This window comes from Pseudomonas sp. PvP001, assembly GCF_040546375.1.
Taxonomy (GTDB): Bacteria; Pseudomonadota; Gammaproteobacteria; order Pseudomonadales; family Pseudomonadaceae; genus Aquipseudomonas; species Aquipseudomonas coleopterorum.
On sequence record NZ_JBEPNQ010000001.1, the window covers coordinates 3,415,117 to 3,436,400 of the forward strand.

A 21,284-nucleotide genomic window follows, 5' to 3' on the forward strand; every position below is an offset into this window, starting at 1 on the left:
GATGTTCCTAGAGGTCGAGGGTGCGGTTGGCCTGGATGGCGGTCAGGGCAATGGTGTAGACGATGTCGTCGACCTGAGCACCACGCGGCAGGTCGTTGACCGGTTTGCGCAGCCCTTGCAGCATCGGCCCCAGGCTAACGCAATCGGCACTGCGCTGGACCGCCTTGTGGGTGGTGTTGCCGGTATTCAGGTCGGGAAACACGAACACCGTCGCGCGACCGGCGACCTGGCTGTCCGGAGCCAGCTGGCGTGCGACGTTTTCGTTGGCGGCGGCGTCGTATTGCAGCGGGCCGTCGATCAACAGATCACGCTGGGCTTCCTGCGCCAGCTGGGTCGCCTCGCGGACTTTCTCCACTTCTTCGCCGCTGGCCGAGTTGCCGCTGGAATAACTGATCATCGCTACCCGCGCGGCAATCCCGAACGCTTCGGCGGAGTCGGCGCTCTGCAGGGCGATTTCCGCCAGTTCGGCAGCGCTGGGGTGGGGGTTCATCACACAGTCGCCATACACCAGCACCTGATCGGGAAACAGCATGAAGAACACCGACGACACCAGGCTGCAGCCCGGTGCGGTCTTGATCAACTGCAGAGCCGGGCGGATGGTGTTGGCGGTGGAATGGAGGATGCCCGAGACCAGACCGTCGACCTCATCGAGGGCCAGCATCATGGTGCCGATCACCACGTTGTCTTCCAGCTGCTGCTCGGCCATGGGCGCATTGAGGCTCTTGCTCTTGCGCAGTGCCACCATCGGCTCCACGTAGCGACCGCGAATCAGGTCGGGGTCGAGGATCTCCAGCCCTTCGGGCAGCTCGATGCCCTGGGCACTGGCGACCGCCTGCACGTCGGCGGGCTTGGCCAGCAGCACGCAGCGGGCAATACCGCGGGTCTGGCAGATGGCCGCTGCCTGGATGGTCAGCGGATCGTGGCCTTCGGGCAGGACGATGCGCTTGTCGGCCTGCTGCGCGCGCTGGATCAGTTGATAGCGGAACACGGCCGGCGACAACCGCAGCTCCCGCGGCGTGCCGCAGCGCTGGTGCAGCCACTGGGCATCCAGGTGGCCGGCAACGAAATCGGTGATGATCTCCGCACGCTCGCGGTCATCGATGGGGATTTCCTTGTTCAGCTGGTTCAGGCGCGTGGCGGTGTCGTAGGAACCGGTGCTCACCGACAGCACCGGCAAACCGGCCTGCAGGGCGCCCCGGCACAGTTCGAGGATGCGTGGGTCGGGCAGGGTGTCGCTGGTCAGCAGCAGCCCGGCCAGAGGCATGCCGTTCATGGCCGCCAGGCTCACGGCTAGGATGATGTCGTCACGATCGCCTGGGGTCACCACGAGAACGCCCGGCTTGAGCAACTGCACGGTATTGAGCACGGTCCTGGCGCAGATGATGATCTTGTTCATCCGCCGCTGCTCGTAGTCACCGGCGTTGATCACCTGGGCGCCGAGCAGTTCGGCCACGTCACGGGTGCGCGGCGCGTTCAGGTCGGCCTGGTAGGGGATGCAGCCGAGCAGGCGAAAATCACCGCTACGCAGCAGGGGCGAGTGCTCCTTGAGGCGCGCGGCGAACACCTCCATGCCTTCATCGGTACGCACCTTGTTGAGGATGACGCCCAGAACCTTCGGGTCGCGTGGGCCGCCGAACAACTGCGCCTGCAACTCGACGCGGCCGGAGAGCTCGGCAAGCACCTCGTTTTCGGCACTCGACACCAGCACCACATCGGCATCCAGGCTTTTCGCCAGGTGCTGGTTGACCCTGGCGGCATAACTGGCGTTGCGGGTCGGCACCATGCCTTCGACGATGACCACGTCGTTGCCGGCGCAGGCTTGCTGATAAAGCGTCAGGATCTCTTCGAGCAGCTCGTCGAGCTGCCCATCGCCCAGCATGCGCTCGACGTGGGCCAGGCCCAAGGGCTTGGGCGGCTGCAGGCCATGGGTGCGCGCAACCAGCTCGGTCGAGCGTTCCGGGCCCAGGTCGCCGGGGTGTGGCTGAGCGATGGGCTTGAGAAAACCGACCTTCAGGCCGGCGCGTTCCAGGGTCCTTACCAGCCCCAGGCTGATGGAGGTCAGGCCTACGCCAAAGTCAGTCGGCGCGATGAAGAAAGTTTGCATGCGAGCTTCTCGGGTGAGCTTTGGGCTGCACGCTACAAGCTTCACGCCACGGCCCGCAAGTAGAAACGAATCGCGCCGTGCACAGTCATAATTTCATGGCGTGTGCCAAGACCCTCACGGGCTGGGCAGATTGCTTCGGGTCATCCACTGGCCGAGTGGGTTCGCTTTCAAGCCAACCCTTGGTTACACTTGGTCGTTCTACATTCTTATGCAAAAGGTCTTCCTCATGCTGATCGCCGCCAACAAGGCTGTCTCCATCGAATACACCCTGACCAACGACGCTGGTGAGGTTATCGACAGCTCCGCCGGCGGCGCGCCGCTGGTTTATCTGCAGGGCGCTGGCAACATCATTCCTGGCCTGGAAAAGGCTCTGGAAGGCAAGCAGGTCGGCGACGACCTGGACGTGGCGATCGAGCCCGAAGATGCCTACGGCGAGTACGCGGCCGAACTGGTCAGCACCTTGTCGCGCAGCATGTTCGAAGGCGTCGACGAGCTGGAAGTGGGCATGCAGTTCCACGCTTCCGCACCCGATGGCCAGATGCAGATCGTGACCATTCGCGACCTGGACGGCGACGACGTCACCGTCGACGGCAACCACCCGCTGGCCGGCCAGCGCCTGCACTTCAAGGTCAAGGTCGTCGACATCCGCGACGCCAGCCAGGAAGAAGTCGCGCACGGCCACGTGCACGGCGAAGGTGGTCACCACCATTGATCTGAGCACGGTGCTCTTTGGAGCTATCAGGCGCAGATGCAAACAGGGGGCACGTCAGCGACGTGCCCCCTGTTTTTTTTTTGGCCCCTTGTAGGAGCGGTCATCGGCCGCGAAGGCTCAACGCGGTCTGGCTGACACGCAGCGTACGGTTCAGCCCTGGGGGCTCGTTGCAGTCCTTGCAAAGCTTGCCGAAGGTATCGGCGCGCAGGCGTTCGTCAGCAGCTGCTCGAACTGCTCGACGATCGCACCCCAACCCTGAAGTCGGGCATGTCGCCGCGCGTTGAGGCGGACCCTGCGCAGGTTCTCTTCGTCCTCCAGCAACCAGCCAGCGGCTTCCAGAAAGGCCGCCTCGTCGCCAGGCATGGCCAGCGCGCCGCTGTGGCCGTGGCGAATGTGCTGCGCTGCCGCGGCTTCATCGTAGGCCACCACGGCCAGCCCCGATGCCTGCGCTTCCAGCACCACATTGCCGAAAGTCTCGGTGAGGCTGGGAAACACGAAGATGTCGCCACTGGCGTAATGCTCCGCCAGCGCTTCGCCACGCAACGCCCCACAGAAAATCGCCTCGGGCACCTGCCGCTGCAGGTCGCTGCGCCGACTGCCATCGCCGATCACGATCAACCTGATCAATCGCTGCGGATGCTGCGTCTGCAGGTGGGCAAACGTGCGCGCGAGCAGGTCCAGGTTCTTCTCCTGCGCAAGACGTCCGACATAGAGCAAAGCGAGGTCGCCCTCGCTCAGCCCCCAGCGATGGCGCACGGCCGTGCTGCGCCGCCGGGGATGAAACATCTGGCTGTCGACACCGCGCGCCAGCAGATGCAAACGCTCGAAGCCGCGCCGCTGCAACTCCAGACGTTGGCTGGTGCAGGGCACCAGGGTCATGCAGGTGCGACGGTGAAACCAGCGTAGATAATGGGTTACCAGACGTGCCAGCAGTCCCAGCCCGCAGTGCGCGGCGTATTGCTGGAAGTTGGTGTGAAAGCCGCTGACCACCGGGACACCCAACCGTCGGGCGGCACGCAGCGCGCTCAAGCCCAACGGCCCGGGCGTCGCGACATACACCACATCGGGCCGCCTCGACCGCCAGCGCCGCACCAGCCGCCCCATGGACGACTCGCCCCACTGCAGCCCCGGGTAACCAGGAATCGGCCAGCCGCGACACAGCATCACATCCTCGTCCGGCGCACTGTCCTGCACTTGCCGTGGCCGCACCACATGCACATGGTGGCCACGGCCGCGCAATCCCTGGCACAAATGGTCGAGCGTGCTGGCAAGCCCGTTGATCTCGGGGGTGAAGGTTTCGGTGATGAGGGTGATATGGAGTGGGAGCGCTGTCATTCAGACAGTTTCGAAGGGTTGTATTGCGTTGGTGTGGCGCATTCGTGAGGAATTCGTGACGCCATCACCAGCGGTGCGAGCCGTGATCGGTCGCACCGCAAAGACTCATCCCCGCTCACGCACCCAGAACAACGTCGCCCCTGCCACTGCGGCCGGCATCATCAGGACGTTGACCCCCGGAATCAGCAGCGCCAGGTACACGATGCCGCCGAAACTCAGGCTGCGCCAGCGCTTCTGGCGTAGCCAGGCGAGCATGTCCTGCCAGCTGATCTTGTGGTTGTCGGCGGGGTAGTCGATGTATTGGATCGCCATCATCCACACACCGAACAGTAGCCACAGAGGCGCGGCGATGATGTTCAGCATGGGGATGAACGACAGGACGAACAGCGCCAGCGCACGGGGCAGGAAATACCCGAGCTTGCGGGCTTCGCGGGCCAGTGTGCGCGGAATCATTTCGAGCAGCTCGGCCCAGCGAAAGGGCGGAAACTCATCCTTGCCCCGCGCCACCACCTCGACCTTTTCCGACAGGAACCCGTTGAAGGGGGCGGCGATGATATTGGCCAGCATGGTGAAGCTGAAAAACACCATGAACGCCACCAGCACGGCGAACAGCGGCCAGAGGATGAAGCTGAGGAAGCCCAGCCAGTGCGGCAGGCTCTGGATCAAGTGATCGACCCAACCGCTGAACAGGTGCCCAGCGAAGTAGATCAAGCCCACGAACAACACCAGGTTGATACCCAGTGGCAGCAGCACGAACAAACGCAGCCCGGGAGACAAGACCATTTTCAGGCCTTCGCGCAGGTATTGCGGGCCGGACAGTGCAGGGACAGGCATGGACAACTCCAGGACAATGAAAACGTGCTGACAGTACCGGCTTTGCACGGGCGCGGGAACTACGGCAATGGCTGGTAACAACCTGACGCGATCCTCGCCAGTCGAAGATGTCCGCATAGAAGAGGGCTATGGATCGGATTGCCAAAGGGTATTTCCCTAATCGGGCCTACGTCGTTAAGCTTGGCGCATTCGATTTTCAACCCTTCCTTTTGAAGTTTACGGGCTGGCGGCATTGAACCTTCCCCAAGGTGTCTTGCCAGTCCTTTTTATTCCAGCCGTACCGGATCGGCTTCAACGTCCGGCAGTCAGGAGCTAGTCATGTCTCAAGTTCGTCATTCCCGCGTGATCATCCTGGGTTCCGGCCCTGCCGGTTACAGCGCCGCCGTCTACGCTGCCCGCGCCAACCCTCAAGCCGTTGCTGATCACCGGCATGCAGGCAGGCGGCCAGCTGACCACCACCACTGAAGTCGACAACTGGCCGGGCGACCCCCATGGTCTGACCGGGCCGGCCCTGATGGAGCGCATGCGCGAGCATGCCGAGCGTTTTGAAACCGAGATCGTCTTCGATCACATCAACGCAGTGGACTTCGCCGCCAAGCCGTTCACCCTGACGGGCGACAGCGCGACCTACACCTGCGATGCGCTGATCATCGCCACTGGCGCCAGCGCACGCTACCTGGGCCTGCCGTCGGAAGAAGCGTTCATGGGCAAGGGTGTTTCGGCCTGCGCGACCTGCGATGGCTTCTTCTACCGCAACCGCGAAGTTGCGGTGGTCGGCGGCGGCAACACTGCGGTCGAGGAAGCCCTGTACCTGGCCAACATCGCCAGCAAGGTCACCTTGGTGCACCGTCGCGATACCTTCCGTGCAGAGAAGATTCTGATCGACAAGCTGCATGCCCGTGTGGCGGAAGGCAAGATCGAGCTCAAGCTCAACGCTACCCTGGAAGAAGTGCTGGGCGACAACATGGGTGTGACCGGTGCGCGCTTGCGCAATAATGATGGCATTGCCGAAGAGCTTAAAGTCGATGGCGTGTTCATCGCCATCGGCCATACGCCGAACACCTCGCTGTTCGAAGGCCAGTTGGCCCTCAAGGACGGCTACATGGTGGTGCAGGGTGGCCGTGAAGGCAACGCGACTGCCACCAGCGTCGAGGGTGTATTCGCAGCCGGTGACGTGGCCGACCATGTATACCGTCAGGCAATTACTTCGGCCGGTGCTGGCTGCATGGCGGCGCTGGATGTGGAGCGCTATCTGGATGGGCTGGCCAACGCTTCGTTCTAAGCCGGAACCGCGGCGCGGCCTTCGCGGGTAGAACCCGCTCCCACAGTGGAACGCGTCGCCTGTGTCAGTTGTTTCCAGCTACAAAGGGTGATGGACCGAACCCTGTGGGAGCGGGTTCTACCCGCCGAAGAGGCCCTTGAGCCAGACACAAAAAAAACCGACCTCACAAGGTCGGTTTTTTCATGCCTGTCGATCAGCCCAGGCGTGCCAACGGCAGTTCGGAGAACGTCACCCCTGCCAGGCCATGCTCGATCAGGTTGCGGATATTGCCGTGATCGCTGCCGTCGGGCGTCGCCACCACCGAGCGGTAGTGTTCGCCGAACGCCAGCAATGCCTCTTCATCGCTCAGCCCTTCCAGCAGGGCCAGGCCCAACGTCTTGCACGAGCCTTCATTCTGACCGGCCGCATTGTCCAGAGCACCGTTGCGGAAGGCCTGCGGTGTATAGGCATAGTGCTCGGCAACGAACGCCAGTGTCGTTGCGAACTGATGTTCGCCGCTGGCCAGGCTGGTGCGCAGCGCCTTCACATCATGCATTGGGCGTCCCCTTGGCGAAGGCCGCCTGCTGTTCGGCGTTGGCTTCCTGCTGGTACTGAGCCTTCCACTGCGCGTACGGCATGCCGTAGACCACTTCGCGGGCCTCGTCGAGGCTGACCTCGACCTGCTGCTCGTCGGCTGCCGCCTTGTACCATTTGGACAGGCAGTTGCGGCAGAACCCGGCCAGGTTCATCAAGTCGATGTTCTGCACATCCTTGCGCTCGTCCAGGTGCTTGACCAGACGGCGGAAGGCTGCGGCTTCCAGTTCCAGGCGTTGCTGTTCGTTCATGTCGCTCTCCAGCTGGGCGGCAACCGGTCAACGGCTGCCAGCGAGGGTAATCGAAACCGATTCGGCGAAGCGCAGCGCATGGGGCTTGTCGACTTCCACTTCGGCATAGCGCACGGCGGTGTTCTGCATGACCAGGTCGAGAATTTCCTGGGTCAGGCGTTCGAGCAGGGCGAAACGATTACCCTCCACGTGCTGGATCACCGCCTTGGTAATGGTGCGGTAGTTCAGGGCGTGCTCGATATCGTTGTCGCGCACCGCTTCGAGTGCCGGGTACAGGACGGTGAGGTTGATCAGCACGTCCTGTTTGTTGACGATTTCGTCTTCGTTGATACCGATGAAGGTGCGCAAGCGCAGGTCCTTGACCCGGATACGTGCCATTCCTGGCTGCAGTGGTGCCATCGTTGTGTGCTCCGCAGAATGTTCGGGGTCAGCGCCGTGTCCGGGCTGCCAGGCAAGCGCTATTTTACGTGCCTGCCGCCGTTGACGGTCAAGGTGGTGCCCGTGACGTAGGGGTTTTCCAGCAGGTAGCGCAGGCTCTGGTAGATGACCTCGGCACCGGGCTCGATGCCCAGCGCCGATTTGGCCAGCGACTTGTAGCGATAGTCGGCGTCGTCGTCCGGGTTGAACAGGATCAGCGCCGGGGCAATGCCATTGACCTTGATCGCCGGGGCGAAGCGCGCGGCGAACGACAGGGTCAGGTTGTCCAGGCCCGCCTTGCTGGCGCAATAGGCCATGTGCTTGGCGCTGCCCTTGCGCGTCACGTCGTCGCTGATGTGGACGATGTCGGCCGGGTTCGAGGCGCGCAGCAGGTCGGCGCAGTGCAGGTTGATCAGGTAGGGCGCCAGCATGTGCACGTTGACCATCTGCTGGAACGCAGCCGCTTCGTCTCCCGCGCTGTCCGCGATCCAGGCCGAGGCATTGTGAACGATGGCGCGCAGCTGCGAGGTCTGCGCCTTGAGCGCATCGATGAATGCCAGAATGCCGGCCTCGCTGCCGAAGTCGGCATGGATGGTGACCGCGCCCATCTCGCGCAGGTGAGCGACGGTTTCGCGCTCCTGACGGTAGCTGATGATGACCGGCTGGCCTTCGCCCAACAGGCGTTCTGCGCAGTGCAGGCCGATGCGCTGGCTCGCACCGGTGATGAGGATCGGGTGGGGCATGTGGCGGGCTCTTCGTCGGCAGGTTGCTGCGCTGATTTATACCACAAAGCGCAGCAGGGCCGGCCGATCAGGCCACCTTGGCCTTGGGCAGCGGCGCGCGGGCCGGGGTGGCGTGCAACCAGGTGCGCAACAGGCGCGTCGACAAGGGAATGAAGAAAAACACCATGATCGGAGTCAGGGCCAGGGTGCTGAGCATGATTCTGGGCACCAGGCTGATCTCGTTCAGCACGTGACCGAACAGGAAGTTGAAGATCAACGATACCGGAAAGAACGCCAGCCAGATGGCCACGGCCTGCTTCCAGCGCGGTGGACGCTGCAGGCCGCTGTCGCCGAACCAGCCTTCGGTGCCGCTGACGCGGTGCACATGGGGTTGGGCGAACAGGTCGCTGCCACGGCCCAGCCACGAACGACGGGAAGCCGAATGCTCCCAGGCATGCAGGGTGGTTTCGTCGGCGAAGCGGAAGATGATCTGGAATTCGTCGTCGCCTGGCGCAGGGGCCAGAACGCCAGAACCCAGGTAGCCCGGAAAGTCGGTGGCAAGCTGTTCGCCTTCATGCAGCCAGGCGATCAGATCCTGATATTTGCCATCGGCCACGCGGCGCGCGACCATCAAGGTAACGGGGGAGGTAGACATTGTGTATCTCCAGACAGTCTGGTGCTCCGGGTAGGAGCCTCCATCGAATGCAGCGCCGGGGTGGTGGGCTGCATTTGAAATCAAGCAAGTATTATTCCCGAAAACGGTCGGTTGCACATCTACCGTCCGTTGGATCATCCGCAAACCTCTATGTACCCACAGCGGTTACACTGTCGATTCCTGTTCCTGGCAGCGGTTGACTAGCAATGAGCGAATCCGGCACCCGATTGCCTGGCGTGCAAGACCCAGCGCTGGACGAGCTGTACCCCATTCGCGAGGTGGCGCGACTGACCGGGATCAATCCCGTCACGTTGCGTGCCTGGGAGCGTCGCTATGGCCTGGTGCAGCCAACCCGCACCGAAAGCGGGCACCGCTTGTACTCCTTGGCCGATATCGAGGAGGTGCGCAGCATCCTGGGCTGGATCGAGCGCGGGGTGGCGGTGAGCAAGGTCGGCAAGATTCTCGCCCGTACCCAGCAGACCGAAGCACCACCGCCCAGCGCCCGCGACGAGCAGGGTGAATGGCAGCAATGGCAGGAGCGGGTCCGACAATGCGTGCGCGAATTCGCCGAACCCAAGCTCGATCAGGTCTACGGTCAGGTGTTCTCCAGTTACCCGCTGGCCGTGGCCTTCGAGCAGGTGCTGATGCCGGTGTGGCAGGAGCTGCTCGTGCACCAGGGCCACTTCGGCCAGGCCAGCGAGTGGATCTTCCTCGATACATTCCTGCGCGCGCGCACCTTGCAACGCCTGCGCTTGACTGCCGATCAGGGACAGGACAGCCGGGTGGTGCTGGTGGCCATACCCGATCAGTGCCGCGAACTCGAGCTTCAGGTGACCGGCCTGCTGTTGGGCGGACCGCAAGTGGACGTGCAGTTGCTGGGCTTGGGCCAGCCGCTCGAAGAGCTGAGCCTGGTCTGCGAAAAACTCGCACCCCAGGCGCTCGTGCTTTTTTCCAACCGCCCGCCGGTGCCGGCGCTGATCCGGCAGTTGAAGCGATTGAACAACGCCTTGAGTTGCCCGCTGCTATTGGCCGGTGAGCTGTCCGAAACGGTCCAGGAAAGCCTTCAGTCTCCGGAAATCGTGTGTTTGGGCAGCGATGGACGCCTGATGCAGCGGCGTCTGCAGCAGTACCTGGCGGGCCATCTGGACAGTTGATTCGATCCTCAGGTGTGGAGTTGCGGATGAACCAGGCGGTGCTGCTGCAGGATGAACTGACGCAGCGACTCGATCGCCCGGGCGTCGCTCTGGCTGAGGCGGTAGGCGAACAGGCCATGCTCGGCCTCGCGAATCATCGAGCCGCGTAACGGAATCGGCGCGCAGCCTTCAGGGGTGAACCACAGCTGGAACTGGGTCGGTGCCTTCGCCCCATCGCGCGCCTCGAGCAAGGCGCCCTTGAAGGAAATGTCACGGACCCAGAAGTGGCTGTCACGCCCTTCGCCGTCGCGCAGCACGATCGGTTCGGCCAGACTCAACCGCCAGGGGCGCAGCATCGGCCCGTCTTCATAGATGCTCGGCGCCCCCAGTTCCAGATGGGCCGCCTGGAAATCGTCCTCCACGACCTGCAGCGGAAAACTGATCTGCTGATTCTCCAGGTGCGCCTCGATGGTGACTTGCTCATGGGAGGCCAGGCGCATCAGCAGCTCGCGCACCTGCGGCCCACCCTTCACTGAAACATTGAGAAAGGTGTCGCGCACGTTGAGCTGCGGATTGGCCTGCATGGCTCGCAGGAAATCCAGCTCGTCCTGGGTCAGCAGAACATCAGGCGGCATGGCGCACACTCGTGGTGAATGGGGATTCGACGCAGCCTCGAAAAATGTTCATCGTCGTCACGCCGGACTCGAGGGGGCAGGGGGTTCGAGCTCGGCGACGCGTCGTTGCAACGCCGCCACCTGTTGCTCCAGTTCGACGATGCGCTGCTGCGCCGCGACCTCGCGACTGACATCCTTCTGGATCCCGATGTAATACATCAGTTGGTCGCTTTCGTTATGGACTGGCGTGATCGACAGCTCATTCCAGAAACAGCTGCCATCCTTGCGATGGTTGCGCAGCACCTCGCGGCACGCCACGCCCTGATCGATCGCTTCGCGCACGCGCCGGCGGGCCGGCTGGTCACGATCGTCACCCTGCAGCAATCGGCAGTCCTGATAGAGCATTTCCAGCGAGCTATAGCCGGTCATGCGTTCGAAGGCCGGATTGACGTAGATGAGGATATTGTCCTCGCCTTCCTGTTCGGCGACGACGATGCCGTCGTTGGACGCATCGATCACCCGTTGCAGCAGCTTCGCATTGATCATGTGAGAGTTCCCTACCGTGCAGCCTAGTCTAATTCATACGGGCCGCGTGAGGGGTCCCAGCACGTCAGATCTTGCCTTTCAATGCGCGAACGGGCTGTTAAGATCATGCCTTTGAATGGTTCGAGACAGTCATCATGAAAGTTGCCATCCTCAGCGGTTCGGTCTATGGCGCGGCCGAGGACGTCGCCCGGCATGCCGAACAGCTGCTCAAGCGACAGGATATCCAGGCCTGGCACAACCCCAGGGCCACTGTGCAGGAGATTCTGGCGTTCGCACCCCAGGCGCTGCTGGCGGTGACATCGACCACTGGAATGGGGGAACTGCCGGACAACATCATGCCGCTGTACGCTCAGCTGCGCGACGAGCTGCCGGCGGCATTGCGCGGATTGCCCGGTGGCGTCATTGCACTGGGCGACTCCAGCTACGACCTCTATTGCGGCGGTGGCGAGCAGATGCGCGAGCTGTTCGCCGAACTGGGCATCCATGAAGTGCAGGGCATGCTGCGCCTGGACGCCAGCGAAACCGTCAACCCGGAAACCGATGCAGAACCCTGGCTGGCGCAGTTCGTGGAAGCGCTGCGCAGCTGACCATCAGTCCTGCTCGGCGCTGTCGGCCGTAGCTGTGAGCAGCTCGTTCAATGCATCGGGCTGGCTCTTGAACGCCTTGGCGAAGATGTCGCGGTTTTTCGCCATGTAGATCCCGGCGTCTTCGACCTGCTTGTCGTCGAGCGACGGCACGGCTTTCTTCAGGACGTCTGCGAGCAGCTCGGCCAGTTCGAGCATTTTGTCGTGACGATCGGCTTCAGCTTTGTCCATAAACAGGCGCTCCAGATCTCGGCTGCTGCGGTATACCACTTCGACGGCCATTGACCACCTCATATGCCTAGGGGAATTTGGTTCAGTACAACTACTGTTCGTTTATACAGTGCAAAGCATAAGGCAAATCTTGGCGCTTGAACAGCCGTGCCGACGAGGTGCCCTGCGACAGTCTGGCTGCTTCTCATCAGCCGGGGCTGGCCCTTATGCTGCATGCGCTAAACGAGCATAGGCGTTCGGGCGCCGCTCTCAATCGGTTCGCATAAGGAACACAGGCAATGAAATGGGCTGAAAAGCTTCGGGGGACCCTGCACGCTCAGGCCGATTCGCTGGGCAATCTGTGCGTGGAGTCTTTCCACTACCTGGCACTGTTCGGGATCGGTGCCATCACCGCCTGGGCGCGGCGGTCAGTGCTTTTCTGGGAATGGTGGAGAAGGGCAGCGTGAGCGTGGATGACATCCTCTTGCTGTTCATCTACCTGGAGCTGGGTGCGATGGTGGGGATCTATTTCAAGACCAACCACATGCCCATCCGCTTTCTGCTGTATGTGGCCATCACCGCGCTGACACGCCTGCTGATCGGCGATGTCTCGCACCACAATGCACCGGATGTGGGCATCATCTACCTGTGCGGCGGAATCCTGCTCCTGGCGTTCGCCATCCTTGTAGTGCGCTACGCGTCATCGCGCTATCCGTCGGTGAAGGAAAAATCGGACAGCTAGGCCGAGCAACGGCCTATCAGAGGCTGGCGGACACCGGTGCGGCCTGCGCGGTGGCAGCATGAAGAGCTGGCTTGCTGCCCAGCTTGTCGACGTTGCCGGCATCGGTCATTGCCGCCAGCATCTGCATGGCGCTACCGCCTTGCTCGATGGCCATGCCGAACTTGATGCTTTCGATCAAGCGGTGCATGCGCTTGGGGTCGTTGCGCTGTTCGGCGGTGATCATCCGTTTGGCGGCGACACCTCGCTCGTTGGACAGGGTCAGCATGATGCTGCCATCCAGGCGCTGGATGCTCAAATTGACGCGATATTCGGGCTGGAACGCGTCGCTCAGGGCTTGGAATGGATTATCCATGAGGTACTACCTGTCATAGTCGAACTTTGTTAATGGACTGGACGATTAGTTGCTGGTTCCAGACCGCTGGTCGGCTTCATACTTCATCCTTTGCTATATGTAACCGCTCCTTACTTCGCTGCCTTTTGATGTAGCAATCGCCGTGCCCGGATCGGAGAACTTATTTGCAGGCAATAAAAAAGGCGAGCTCGGGGCTCGCCTTTTTCCTTAGTTCAGGGCTCAGGACTTGCTGTTGAGCACCTGCTCGTTTTCCAGAAACTCCTCTTCGAGCAGCGCTTCGTTCGGGCCGTCGGGGATGGTCTGCGTGTTGGCTGCACGCTTATTGCGCAGCCTGCCGAACAAATGCTCCAAGGCATGGCTGAGCTTCTCGGCAGCGCCGTCGATCGCCAGCTCCAGCGTTTCTGCCTTGTGGGTCACGGAGATGGGCTGATGCCCCTTTGGCCGTGCTTCCATCTGGCAGCGCATGTCGTCTGGACCGGATTTCTGGCCATTTTCGTCGGCCAGATGGACCTCCACGCGGGTGAGGTCTTCCTGGAAATGCTCGACTGCGCCTTCCACTACGGTGCGTACCCACTCCTGCAGGCGGGCGTCGCCTTGAATATGGTTATCGCTATTGACCTGGATCTGCATAGTTCATCCCTTATTCGGCTTTCTCGCTTGAGATTCGATGACTGATTATCATCGCCTCTTGAAGTACAAGGTCAGGGAGTTGAAGAAACAATTCAACCCCTTGATGAAGATAAATATTCAGTAACTTTTCCGAACTTTTCATGAAATAAGTGCGAAGCCTGATATTTCTGGTCCTGCGGACACGGCCCGCGTCCCGCTGCAGCAGGGGATGCACCTGCAGCAGGAGCTGGCCGACGGCGTCAGAACGCGACCGAGGTCTGCACGTAGACAGTGCGCGGCTCACCCACATATTTGCCCTTGTTGTTGTCGTCGAAGGAGCGGGTGTAGTACTGGTGGTTGAAGATGTTCTTCACACCCACCGCCACGTTGAGGTCGGACAGCTGCGGCCCGAAGTCGTAGCCGGCGCGGCTGCTGAAGAGCATGTAGCCGGGAATGCGTCCGGTGCTGCCATCGGCGCTTTCGGCCTGGGTGTTGGCGTTGTCGGCGAACTGGCTGCTCTGGTAGGTGCTGTCCAGGTCGAGCTTCCAGGGGCCTTGAGTGTAACCGATGCCCAGGGTGCCCTTGTGGCGTGAGGAAAACGGTACGCGGTTACCCTTGTTCGGCCCATCTTCGCGGATGGTCGCATCCACGAACGCGTAGCTGGCGTGGACGTCGAAGCCGGCCAGGGCCGGGCTCAGGTCGTCCAGGGCGTAATTGATGCTGGTCTCGATGCCCTGATGCCGGGTTTCGCCACGGGCGATCACGGTGTCGTTGGTCTGGTTGCTGTCGTACTGGTTGTCGAAGTTGATCAGGAACGCGCCGATTTCCGCACGCAGGTTGCCGTTGTCGTAGCGTGTCCCCAGCTCCCAGGTACGGGCCTTTTCCGGTTTCACTTCGCCGCCGGTCACGCGGTTGGGCATCTGGCTGTATTGCACGCTGCCGAACGAGCCTTCGGTGTTGGCGTACAGGTTCCAGTTTTCGTTGACGTGGTAGAGCACGTTCAGCGCCGGCAGGGCGGTGGTGTAGTCGCCCTGGTATTTGACGTTGCTCAGGTTGTTGGTCTGCTGCGAGTCGATCATCTCGTAGCGGATGCCCGGTGTGAACGTCCAGCGGCCGATGTCGATACGATCGTCGATGTAGAGCGCGTGAGCCTGGGTGCCGCCGCGGGTGTCGCGGTCGTTGCGGCTGTCGGTGCTCGGCAGTTGCTGGTTGGCGCTGATCGGTGTGCGGTAGCGCAACTCGTGGCCCGCCTCGCTTATGTAGCGGTAGCCCACGCTCATCTCGTGCTGGGTCTGGCCCAGATCGAAGCCTTGGGAGAAGCGTGTTTCCACACCCCGTACCCAATACTCGCGAGGCGACAGCGAGAGGAAATTGCCCTGGTCCAGGTAGCCACTGCGCAGGGTCTTGGTGAAGAAGGTGTTGGCGGTGAACTCGCGGCGATCTTCCTGATAGCGATAGCCGAAATTGACCATGGTGCGCCGGCCCCAGAACTTGTCGTAGCGGCGGGTCGACTGGTAAGGGTCTGCCTTGTAGTCGGCGGCGCTGAGGCCGCCGGGCATGTCGGCTTCACCTTCGTAGTACTGGGCCTCGGCATTGAGGCTGTTGGCTTCGTCGATCTGGTACTTGCCCTTGAGGATCAGGTCGTCGATCTGGGTATCGCTGTGTTCGCGCCAGTCACTGCCGCGCACGCCGGAGTAGAGGAGGGCGCCGCCCAAGCCGTTGTCGGCGGTGCCACCTGCCAACAGGTTGCCCGTGGTCTTCAAGCCGTCCCGGCTCGACGAGGGGCTGACCTGGGTCTGGAAACCCCCTTTCACGGTCGGAGCATCGGGAATGGCACGGGTCACGAAGTTGACGATGCCACCGACGTTCTGCGGGCCATAGCGCACGGCGCCGCCACCGCGGACCACGTCGACGGCGTCCATGTTGCCCATGCTGACCGGTGCGAACGACAGCTGCGGCTGGCCATAGGGCGCAAACGGCACCGGGATGCCGTCCATCAACACCGTGGAGCGGGTCGCCAGCCGTGGGTTGAGTCCACGGATACCGAAGTTCATCGCCATGTCATGGCTGCCCGTGCCGTTGTTCTGCGGCGCGTTGACCCCCGGTATGCGGTTGAGAACCTCACGCGCGCTGGTGGCACCGGTGCGTTCGAAGTCTTCGCGACGCACGACGTCGCGCGCGCCGGGGTGTTCGAAGACGTTGGTCTGCTCGGCGGCGCCGAGCCAGTCGCCCACCACGCTCGAGGCGCCCAGCTCGACGGCGGCACCGGGACTGCCGGGTTGTGCCAGTGAAGCAGGCTCCAGGCTGTAGGCACCGTCACCCAGAGCGCGCGCCTGCAAGCCCGTGCCTTCGAGCAACTTCGCCAATCCCTGTTCTACGGTGTACGCGCCTTGCAGGCCAGGGCTGGGCTGGTCTGCCAGGGTGGTCGAGCCGAACGAGATCAGTACGCCGGCCTGACGGCCGAACTGGGTGACTGCGCTTTCGACCGAGGCGGGCGCGATCTGGTACTCGCGAGTGGTGCCGTCGGCGGCCAGGGCGTGCGGCAGTTGAGCAACGCTTACGGCAGTGCCGAGCAACAGGCAGCGCAGGGCGCGGGCGAGCGGGGTGGGCAGGTTGGACATGCGGCGTTTCCAGGCAGAATGTTGGGAGAGTTACCCTGTCTGTCACGCGACCAAGGCAAAACGGCTCACGAAAGATGTAAAAAACTTTCGGCAGCGTAAGGGTGACTAGACGCGGGCTTGCACCGTGACCCAATAGCGGGTGAAGCGGCGGACTTTCACCGGCAATGCGGCCTCCAGTGAATCGAGAATCTTCTCGGTGTCGCCCAAGGGGAAACTGCCCGACAGCAACAGGTTGGCCACCGAGGTATCGCAGTCCAGTTGGCCACGGCGATAGCGGCCCACTTCGGCCAGGAAGTCGCCCAGGCGCATGTGCGCGGCGATCAGCATGCCGTCGACCCACGCACCGCTGTTGGCGTCCAGTGGCCGCGCGGCATTGAAACGTTGGCGATCGAACTCGACCTGCTGGCCGCCGGCCAGGCGCAGCGGACCGCCCTGCAACCCTGTGGGCTCAATGGCGACCGCACCCCGCAAGGCCTGCACCTGGGTGCTGCCCGGCAACTGGCGAACGTTGACCTGCGCGCGGTCAGCGGTCACCAGCCCCTGATCGGTGCTGATGCGCAAGGGCCGTGCATCGGCCCCTGCGGTGAGCATGATTTCGCCTTCGAGCAGGTGGATCAGGCGCTGACCTGCGTCGAAGCGTACGTCCACCGCACTGGTGGTGTTGAGGTTGATTCGGCTGCCGTCGTCCAGCTGCAGCTGGCGACGCTGGCCCAGCGGGCTGCGATAGTCGGCCACCAGCGGCGGCAGCCAATGCTGTTGACGCAGGGCCAGGGTGGTTGCCCCAGCCATCCCGAGCAGGAGGAGCGTCTTGAGTGCGCGCCGACGGCCTGGCGAGTAGGGCGAGCCCACGGTGGCCTGCGCCAAGGGACCGGGCAGGCCGGCAAACTGTTGATTGACCTTTTGGATGTGCTCCCAGGCGCGGCGGTGTTCGCCGTCGGCGTGCAGCCATCGCTGCCACGCCTGCTGCTGCCGCGGGTCGAGCGCCCCCTCCTGCAGTTCAAGCCACCATTGCACGGCCTGCTCGGCCACGTGTGGGGAAAACATGCGCGCCTCGTTCACAGTGCGAAGTAGCAGCGCATGGCTGCCTTGTGCAGGTAGCGCTTGACCGTGGCCAGGGAAATGCCGAGTTCGTCGGCGATGTCCTGGTAGCCCAGGCCATCGACCTGCGCCAGCAGAAAGGCGCGCTTGACCAGCACCGGCAGGCCATCGAGGAGCGCATCCAGCTCCAGCAGGGTCTGCAGGATGATCGCTCGGTGCTCTTCGCTGGGCGCGAACGGCTCTGGCATCTGGCTCAGGGCTTCCAGATAGGCACGCTCCAGATCCTGACGGCGGTAGTGATTGAACAGCACACGCTTGGCGACTGTAGTGAGAAAGGCGCGGGGCTCGCGGATGGGCGTGACTTCACGCGCGGTCAACAGGCGCATGAAGGTGTCCTGGGCAAGGTCGGCGGCATTGTCCGGACAGCCCAGGCGGCTGCGCAGCCATTCGGTCAGCCAGCGGCGATGAACGAGGTAGAGACCCTCGACCGATTGCGAGGCAGGGGAAGTCACAGCGGTCACCGCGAACACTCCGGCGCCATGGGGTGCGCAGCAGAATAGAGAATTGTTCGTATCTTACGGATGTGCCGGTAGTTGGGCAAGCCAGCACGCACTGCACGGGCCTGGAAAAGCGTTGCATTGCACGATAAATGCCAGCGAACTTTGCGCATGAGAATATTTATCATTATTATCAGCGCGATTGCGCGATGCATCCGTACGTTCGAAGGTCATTCATGAGAAGCAGAATCGGCGGGGTGTCGACCTCGTATCGTTGGGCCGTGGCCTCCCGTGTCATCGCTGCCGTCTTTGGCGGTTACGTGCTGGCGGCCCTGGCGAGCGTCTGCATTGCCTGGCTCCTGCCCATGGCGCGCGGCGAAGCCGTGGTCAGTGCCATGATGCTGTCGTTCCTGGTGTACCTGGTGGCCGTGCTCTGGTGCTTCGCCTCGCACAGCGCCAGCCGGGCCTGGATCGGCCTGGCCAAGCCAGGTCTCGTCCTGGCCGCGCTGGCAGCGCTTCTGCACTGGCAGCATCTGCCGTGAGAGAGGGCTTTCGCCAGGCGATGGCGTGGCTGCATACCTGGGCGGGGCTGGTGTTCGGCTGGCTGCTGTTCGCCATCTTCCTGACCGGGACCCTGTCCTATTTCAAGGACGAGATCAGCCACTGGGCCCAGCCCGAAGTACCGGTGCGCGCGGTCGATGCCCGTGCCAGCCTGGCGCAGGCGCAGGCCTACCTGCAGGCCAACGCCGGGCAGTCGCCACGCTGGTTCATCAGCCTGCCGGATGCGCGCGAGCCCGCGCTCTCGGTCATGTGGCAGGATCCGAACAAGAGCGGGCGCGGTGCCTTCACCCGTCATACGCTGGACCCGCAGACCGGCCAGCGCGTCGAGGCACGCGACAGCCGCGGCGGCGACTTCTTCTACCGCTTCCACTACCAACTGCAGATGGGCTATCCCTGGGGGCGCTGGCTGAGCAGCCTGGCGGCGATGGTCATGCTGGTGACGCTGGTCACCGGGATCATCACCCACAAGAAGATATTCAAGGAGTTCTTCACCTTTCGTCCCGGCAAAGGCGCGCGTTCCTGGCTCGACGGGCACAACGCAATCGGCGTGCTGGTGCTGCCCTTTCACCTGATGATCACCTACAGCAGCCTGGTGATCTTCATGACCATGCTCATGCCAGCGAGCATCGTCAGCCGCTACGATGGCGATACCCAGGCGTTCTTCAACGAAATCTATCCCGGCAATCAGCGGTTGGCCGCCGCGGGGCAGCCCGCGCCGCTGGTGGATCTGAGCGTGCTGTACGAGCGTGCTTCGCAGCAATGGCCTGGAGGCCGGATCGGCCGCGTCGCGGTGCAACTGCCGGGCGATGCCAATGCCCAGGTCCAATTCAGCCGTCATGAGGGTGATACCGTGAGCCGTGACGCGGGTGCGGCGATCACCTTCGCCGGCGCCACGGGTGCGGTACTTGAACTGCCGCGCGACAGCGCCACGCCGATGGTCGTGGCGGGCACGTTCTATGGCCTGCACATGGGCCTGTTCGCCGGGCCCGTGTTGCGCTGGCTGTATTTCTTCTGCGGCCTGGGCAGTACGTTGCTGATCGGCACGGGGCTGGTCATGTGGTTGGGCAAGCGTCAGCTCAAGCACGCCCGTAGCGGTGTGCGGCCCTTCGAACTACGCCTTGTGGAAGTGTTGAACGTCGCCAGCATGGCGGGACTGGTGTTGGCGGTCGCAGGTTTCCTGTGGGCCAACCGGCTGCTACCGGCGACCTATCCGGAGCGTGCCGGTATCGAGGTCGACAGCTTCTTCATCGTTTGGCTGCTGAGCATCGTGCATGCCGCTGTGCGCAGTGGCAGCAAGGCCTGGATCGAGCAATTGGGCCTTGCCGCCGGTGCCTTGGTAGGGTTGCCGTTGTTGAGCCTGGTGACCACCGACCATGGCCTGCCGACGTCCATCGCTGCGGGCGACTGGGTACTGGCCGGCGTCGATCTCAGTGCCCTGGGGTGCGGTCTGGTGCTGGCCTGGGTGGCCATGAAAATCCGGCGTCGCACAGCTCTGGCAGCGTCGCCGATCGCACGCGCGGCACGTACGCGTGCGTCCATGCCCAGCGAGGTGCACTGATGTTGGCAGCAGGCCTGCTCAGTTATGCCGGTTTCAGTGCCTTGTGCCTGGCCATGGAGCGCCATCACCAGGAAATGCTCGGGCGTCGGCCCAGCCCGTCGCGCAAGGTGCAGCTGCGGGTCGCGGGTTGGGCGCTGCTGGCTCTGTCGCTGTGGGTCTCGGTGCTCAGCGCTGGCTGGGCGATGGGGCTGGTGCGCTGGACGGCGGTGTTGATGGGCAGCGCGGTGTTTCTGGTGTGGTTGCTGCCGTACCGGCCCCGCTGGGCGCTGGTACTGGCTGCGGCGGGTCTGCTGCTGGGACTACTGGCGGCTGTTGCGCGCTGGTAGCGTCCGCTGTTCGACACTGCGTTTTGGCGCTGCCGTCAGGTGAAGGCCAAGCGATACTCGCCCGGCGACACCCCGCCTGCCTGGCGAAATCGGTTGCTGAAATGGCTGGCACTGGCGAAGCCACAGGCCAGTCCCACCTCACCCAATGGCAGCGGGGTGTGGCGCAGCAGCGAGCGGGCACGAGCGATCCGCCGAGCCAGCACGTACTGGTGCGGTGGCAAGCCGAAGCTGGTGCGAAACATCCGCGCGAAGTGGTACTCGGACAAGCTGCAAAAGGCCGCCAGTTGGCCCAGGCTCAGCGGCTCGGCCAGCTGCGCTTCGATGAAGTCACGCAGCAGGCGCCGCTGATGAGGTGCCAGTCCGCCCTTGAGTCGTAGCTGCGGACGCGCGGACACTTGGCTGAGCAGGGCATGGGCGAGCATTTCATGGGCCAAGGTGCTGGTCAGCACACGCTCGCCCGGCTCGGTCCAGTTGAGCGCGATCAAGCGTGCAAAACGCTGCGCCTGCGCCGGATCTTCCAGGAACGTGTTCTCCCGCAGCTGCATTTCCCGCGGCTCGCGGTCCAGCAGGGTCACGCAGCCCAGCGCGAACTGTTCTGCGCTGAAATACAGATGGGCGAGACGAATGTCGCCGTTGATGACCCACGCCGACTCATGTCCGGCGGGCAGGATGCACTGCTTGCCGGGCGCGCCTTTCTCCCACGGTCGATCGCGGCGAAAGGTGCCCGTGCCGCCGCCGATGTAGCAGGACAAGGTGTGATGGGTCGGCGCCTGATATTCCTGGGCGTCGTGGTGGTTGCGCCACAACGCGGCCACCATCGAATCGCCCAGCTCGGCGCTGTGCTCGAGGCGCGCGTGGCGCGAGTTGTGTAGCGCCTGGAACACTTGCAGGTTCAGCAAAGCCGTCATGATCGATACCCCCGTGCCCATGGTACTGCGTCGCGCACGGGCCGCCAGTACGGTGACGGAAAAAGCGCAAGTTTGTGCAAGCCGTCAGCGTCCGCCGCTC

At 63.1% G+C, this 21,284-nt stretch carries 23 protein-coding genes and 2 pseudogenes; 8 read left to right on the plus strand and 17 right to left on the minus strand.

From position 1 onward, the window contains the following. Window positions 1-7: 7 nt before the first annotated feature. Window positions 8-2,104: a phosphate acetyltransferase gene (pta, locus tag ABMD26_RS15645; RefSeq protein ID WP_354310591.1), complete on the minus strand. Its 2,097-nt coding sequence runs from the start codon at window positions 2,102-2,104 to the stop codon at window positions 8-10. A gap of 226 nt (window positions 2,105-2,330) precedes the next feature. Here pta and ABMD26_RS15650 point away from each other — a divergent pair, with 226 nt between their 5' ends. Further along, the gene (locus ABMD26_RS15650; RefSeq protein WP_049861221.1) at window positions 2,331-2,816 is read left to right on the plus strand and encodes an FKBP-type peptidyl-prolyl cis-trans isomerase; all 486 of its coding nucleotides are present in this window, start codon (window positions 2,331-2,333) and stop codon (window positions 2,814-2,816) included. Window positions 2,817-2,966: 150 nt separating this feature from the next. Here ABMD26_RS15650 and ABMD26_RS15655 read toward each other — a convergent pair whose 3' ends face one another. Beyond that, window positions 2,967-4,151, minus strand: coding sequence for a glycosyltransferase family 4 protein (locus ABMD26_RS15655; RefSeq protein WP_134723664.1), 1,185 nt, complete (start codon window positions 4,149-4,151; stop codon window positions 2,967-2,969). A 105-nt stretch (window positions 4,152-4,256) separates the two neighbouring features. Next, the gene (cysZ, locus tag ABMD26_RS15660; protein WP_134723663.1) at window positions 4,257-4,985 is read right to left on the minus strand and encodes a sulfate transporter CysZ; all 729 of its coding nucleotides are present in this window, start codon (window positions 4,983-4,985) and stop codon (window positions 4,257-4,259) included. A gap of 318 nt (window positions 4,986-5,303) precedes the next feature. Between cysZ and trxB the strand changes: the two are divergent. After that, window positions 5,304-6,267: pseudogene (gene trxB, locus ABMD26_RS15665) on the plus strand (thioredoxin-disulfide reductase). 193 nt (window positions 6,268-6,460) lie between these two features. Here trxB and ABMD26_RS15670 read toward each other — a convergent pair. The 5 genes from ABMD26_RS15670 to ABMD26_RS15690 all read right to left on the minus strand — a co-directional run bounded on the left by ABMD26_RS15670 (window position 6,461) and on the right by ABMD26_RS15690 (window position 8,885). Next, window positions 6,461-6,802: a HopJ type III effector protein gene (locus ABMD26_RS15670; protein WP_134723662.1), complete on the minus strand. Its 342-nt coding sequence runs from the start codon at window positions 6,800-6,802 to the stop codon at window positions 6,461-6,463. After that, a complete protein-coding gene (locus ABMD26_RS15675) occupies window positions 6,795-7,091 on the minus strand; it encodes a DUF1244 domain-containing protein (protein ID WP_134723661.1) in 297 nt (98 codons plus the stop codon). Before ABMD26_RS15675 ends, ABMD26_RS15670 begins: the two co-directional genes overlap by 8 nt. A 27-nt stretch (window positions 7,092-7,118) precedes the next feature. Then, window positions 7,119-7,490 carry a dihydroneopterin triphosphate 2'-epimerase gene (gene folX / locus ABMD26_RS15680; protein WP_049861227.1) on the minus strand — a complete coding sequence of 124 codons (372 nt, stop codon included), beginning with the start codon at window positions 7,488-7,490 and terminating at the stop codon, window positions 7,119-7,121. 59 nt (window positions 7,491-7,549) lie between these two features. Beyond that, complete coding sequence (gene folM / locus ABMD26_RS15685) at window positions 7,550-8,251, minus strand: dihydromonapterin reductase (RefSeq protein ID WP_134723660.1); 702 nt, start codon at window positions 8,249-8,251, stop codon at window positions 7,550-7,552. A gap of 67 nt (window positions 8,252-8,318) precedes the next feature. Further along, entirely contained in the window at window positions 8,319-8,885 is a 567-nt protein-coding gene (locus tag ABMD26_RS15690) for a putative antibiotic biosynthesis monooxygenase (RefSeq protein WP_122742521.1), read from the minus strand. A gap of 206 nt (window positions 8,886-9,091) precedes the next feature. On the opposite strand from ABMD26_RS15690, the gene ABMD26_RS15695 reads away from it, so the two are divergent. Further along, window positions 9,092-10,039 carry a MerR family transcriptional regulator gene (locus tag ABMD26_RS15695; protein WP_134723659.1) on the plus strand — a complete coding sequence of 316 codons (948 nt, stop codon included), beginning with the start codon at window positions 9,092-9,094 and terminating at the stop codon, window positions 10,037-10,039. 8 nt (window positions 10,040-10,047) lie between these two features. Here ABMD26_RS15695 and ABMD26_RS15700 read toward each other — a convergent pair whose 3' ends face one another. Beyond that, entirely contained in the window at window positions 10,048-10,653 is a 606-nt protein-coding gene (locus ABMD26_RS15700) for a hypothetical protein (RefSeq protein WP_134723658.1), read from the minus strand. 57 nt (window positions 10,654-10,710) lie between these two features. Further along, complete coding sequence (locus ABMD26_RS15705) at window positions 10,711-11,178, minus strand: PAS domain-containing protein (protein WP_134723657.1); 468 nt, start codon at window positions 11,176-11,178, stop codon at window positions 10,711-10,713. Between the two features lie 134 nt (window positions 11,179-11,312). Between ABMD26_RS15705 and ABMD26_RS15710 the strand changes: the two genes are divergently transcribed. Beyond that, complete coding sequence (locus tag ABMD26_RS15710) at window positions 11,313-11,765, plus strand: flavodoxin (protein WP_134723656.1); 453 nt, start codon at window positions 11,313-11,315, stop codon at window positions 11,763-11,765. Between the two features lie 3 nt (window positions 11,766-11,768). On the opposite strand, the gene ABMD26_RS15715 is transcribed toward ABMD26_RS15710, so the two are convergent. Next, on the minus strand, window positions 11,769-12,044 hold the full coding sequence (locus tag ABMD26_RS15715) for a YebG family protein (protein WP_049861234.1): 276 nt from the start codon (window positions 12,042-12,044) through the stop codon (window positions 11,769-11,771). 227 nt (window positions 12,045-12,271) lie between these two features. Here ABMD26_RS15715 and ABMD26_RS15720 point away from each other — a divergent pair. Next, window positions 12,272-12,714 (plus strand): annotated as a pseudogene (locus ABMD26_RS15720) (phosphate-starvation-inducible protein PsiE). 16 nt (window positions 12,715-12,730) lie between these two features. On the opposite strand, the gene ABMD26_RS15725 reads toward ABMD26_RS15720, so the two are convergent. The 5 genes from ABMD26_RS15725 to ABMD26_RS15745 form a co-directional block, all read right to left on the minus strand. After that, entirely contained in the window at window positions 12,731-13,066 is a 336-nt protein-coding gene (locus ABMD26_RS15725) for a DUF3509 domain-containing protein (RefSeq protein WP_134723654.1), read from the minus strand. A 219-nt stretch (window positions 13,067-13,285) separates the two neighbouring features. Further along, complete coding sequence (locus ABMD26_RS15730; protein WP_122742516.1) at window positions 13,286-13,696, minus strand: HPF/RaiA family ribosome-associated protein; 411 nt, start codon at window positions 13,694-13,696, stop codon at window positions 13,286-13,288. A gap of 239 nt (window positions 13,697-13,935) precedes the next feature. Beyond that, on the minus strand, window positions 13,936-16,296 hold the full coding sequence (fecA, locus tag ABMD26_RS15735) for a TonB-dependent Fe(3+) dicitrate receptor FecA (protein WP_354310599.1): 2,361 nt from the start codon (window positions 16,294-16,296) through the stop codon (window positions 13,936-13,938). 105 nt (window positions 16,297-16,401) lie between these two features. Beyond that, on the minus strand, window positions 16,402-17,340 hold the full coding sequence (locus ABMD26_RS15740) for a FecR domain-containing protein (RefSeq protein ID WP_320523068.1): 939 nt from the start codon (window positions 17,338-17,340) through the stop codon (window positions 16,402-16,404). A gap of 11 nt (window positions 17,341-17,351) precedes the next feature. Then, on the minus strand, window positions 17,352-17,846 hold the full coding sequence (locus ABMD26_RS15745) for a sigma-70 family RNA polymerase sigma factor (RefSeq protein ID WP_320523194.1): 495 nt from the start codon (window positions 17,844-17,846) through the stop codon (window positions 17,352-17,354). A gap of 221 nt (window positions 17,847-18,067) precedes the next feature. On the opposite strand from ABMD26_RS15745, the gene ABMD26_RS15750 reads away from it, so the two are divergent. The 3 genes from ABMD26_RS15750 to ABMD26_RS15760 are packed head-to-tail and all read left to right on the plus strand — an operon-like array spanning window position 18,068 to window position 20,276. Continuing rightward, window positions 18,068-18,373 carry a DUF3649 domain-containing protein gene (locus tag ABMD26_RS15750; RefSeq protein WP_192068792.1) on the plus strand — a complete coding sequence of 102 codons (306 nt, stop codon included), beginning with the start codon at window positions 18,068-18,070 and terminating at the stop codon, window positions 18,371-18,373. Beyond that, window positions 18,370-19,950 (plus strand): PepSY-associated TM helix domain-containing protein, encoded by a 1,581-nt coding sequence (locus ABMD26_RS15755; RefSeq protein WP_354310602.1) that lies wholly within the window; start codon window positions 18,370-18,372, stop codon window positions 19,948-19,950. Before ABMD26_RS15750 ends, ABMD26_RS15755 begins: the two co-directional genes overlap by 4 nt. Next, window positions 19,950-20,276, plus strand: a complete 327-nt coding sequence (locus ABMD26_RS15760) for a DUF3325 domain-containing protein (RefSeq protein WP_056844168.1) — start codon at window positions 19,950-19,952, stop codon at window positions 20,274-20,276. Before ABMD26_RS15755 ends, ABMD26_RS15760 begins: the two co-directional genes overlap by 1 nt. A 35-nt stretch (window positions 20,277-20,311) precedes the next feature. On the opposite strand, the gene ABMD26_RS15765 is transcribed toward ABMD26_RS15760, so the two are convergent. Further along, window positions 20,312-21,184, minus strand: a complete 873-nt coding sequence (locus tag ABMD26_RS15765; RefSeq protein WP_354310605.1) for an AraC family transcriptional regulator — start codon at window positions 21,182-21,184, stop codon at window positions 20,312-20,314. Window positions 21,185-21,284: the final 100 nt, after the last annotated feature.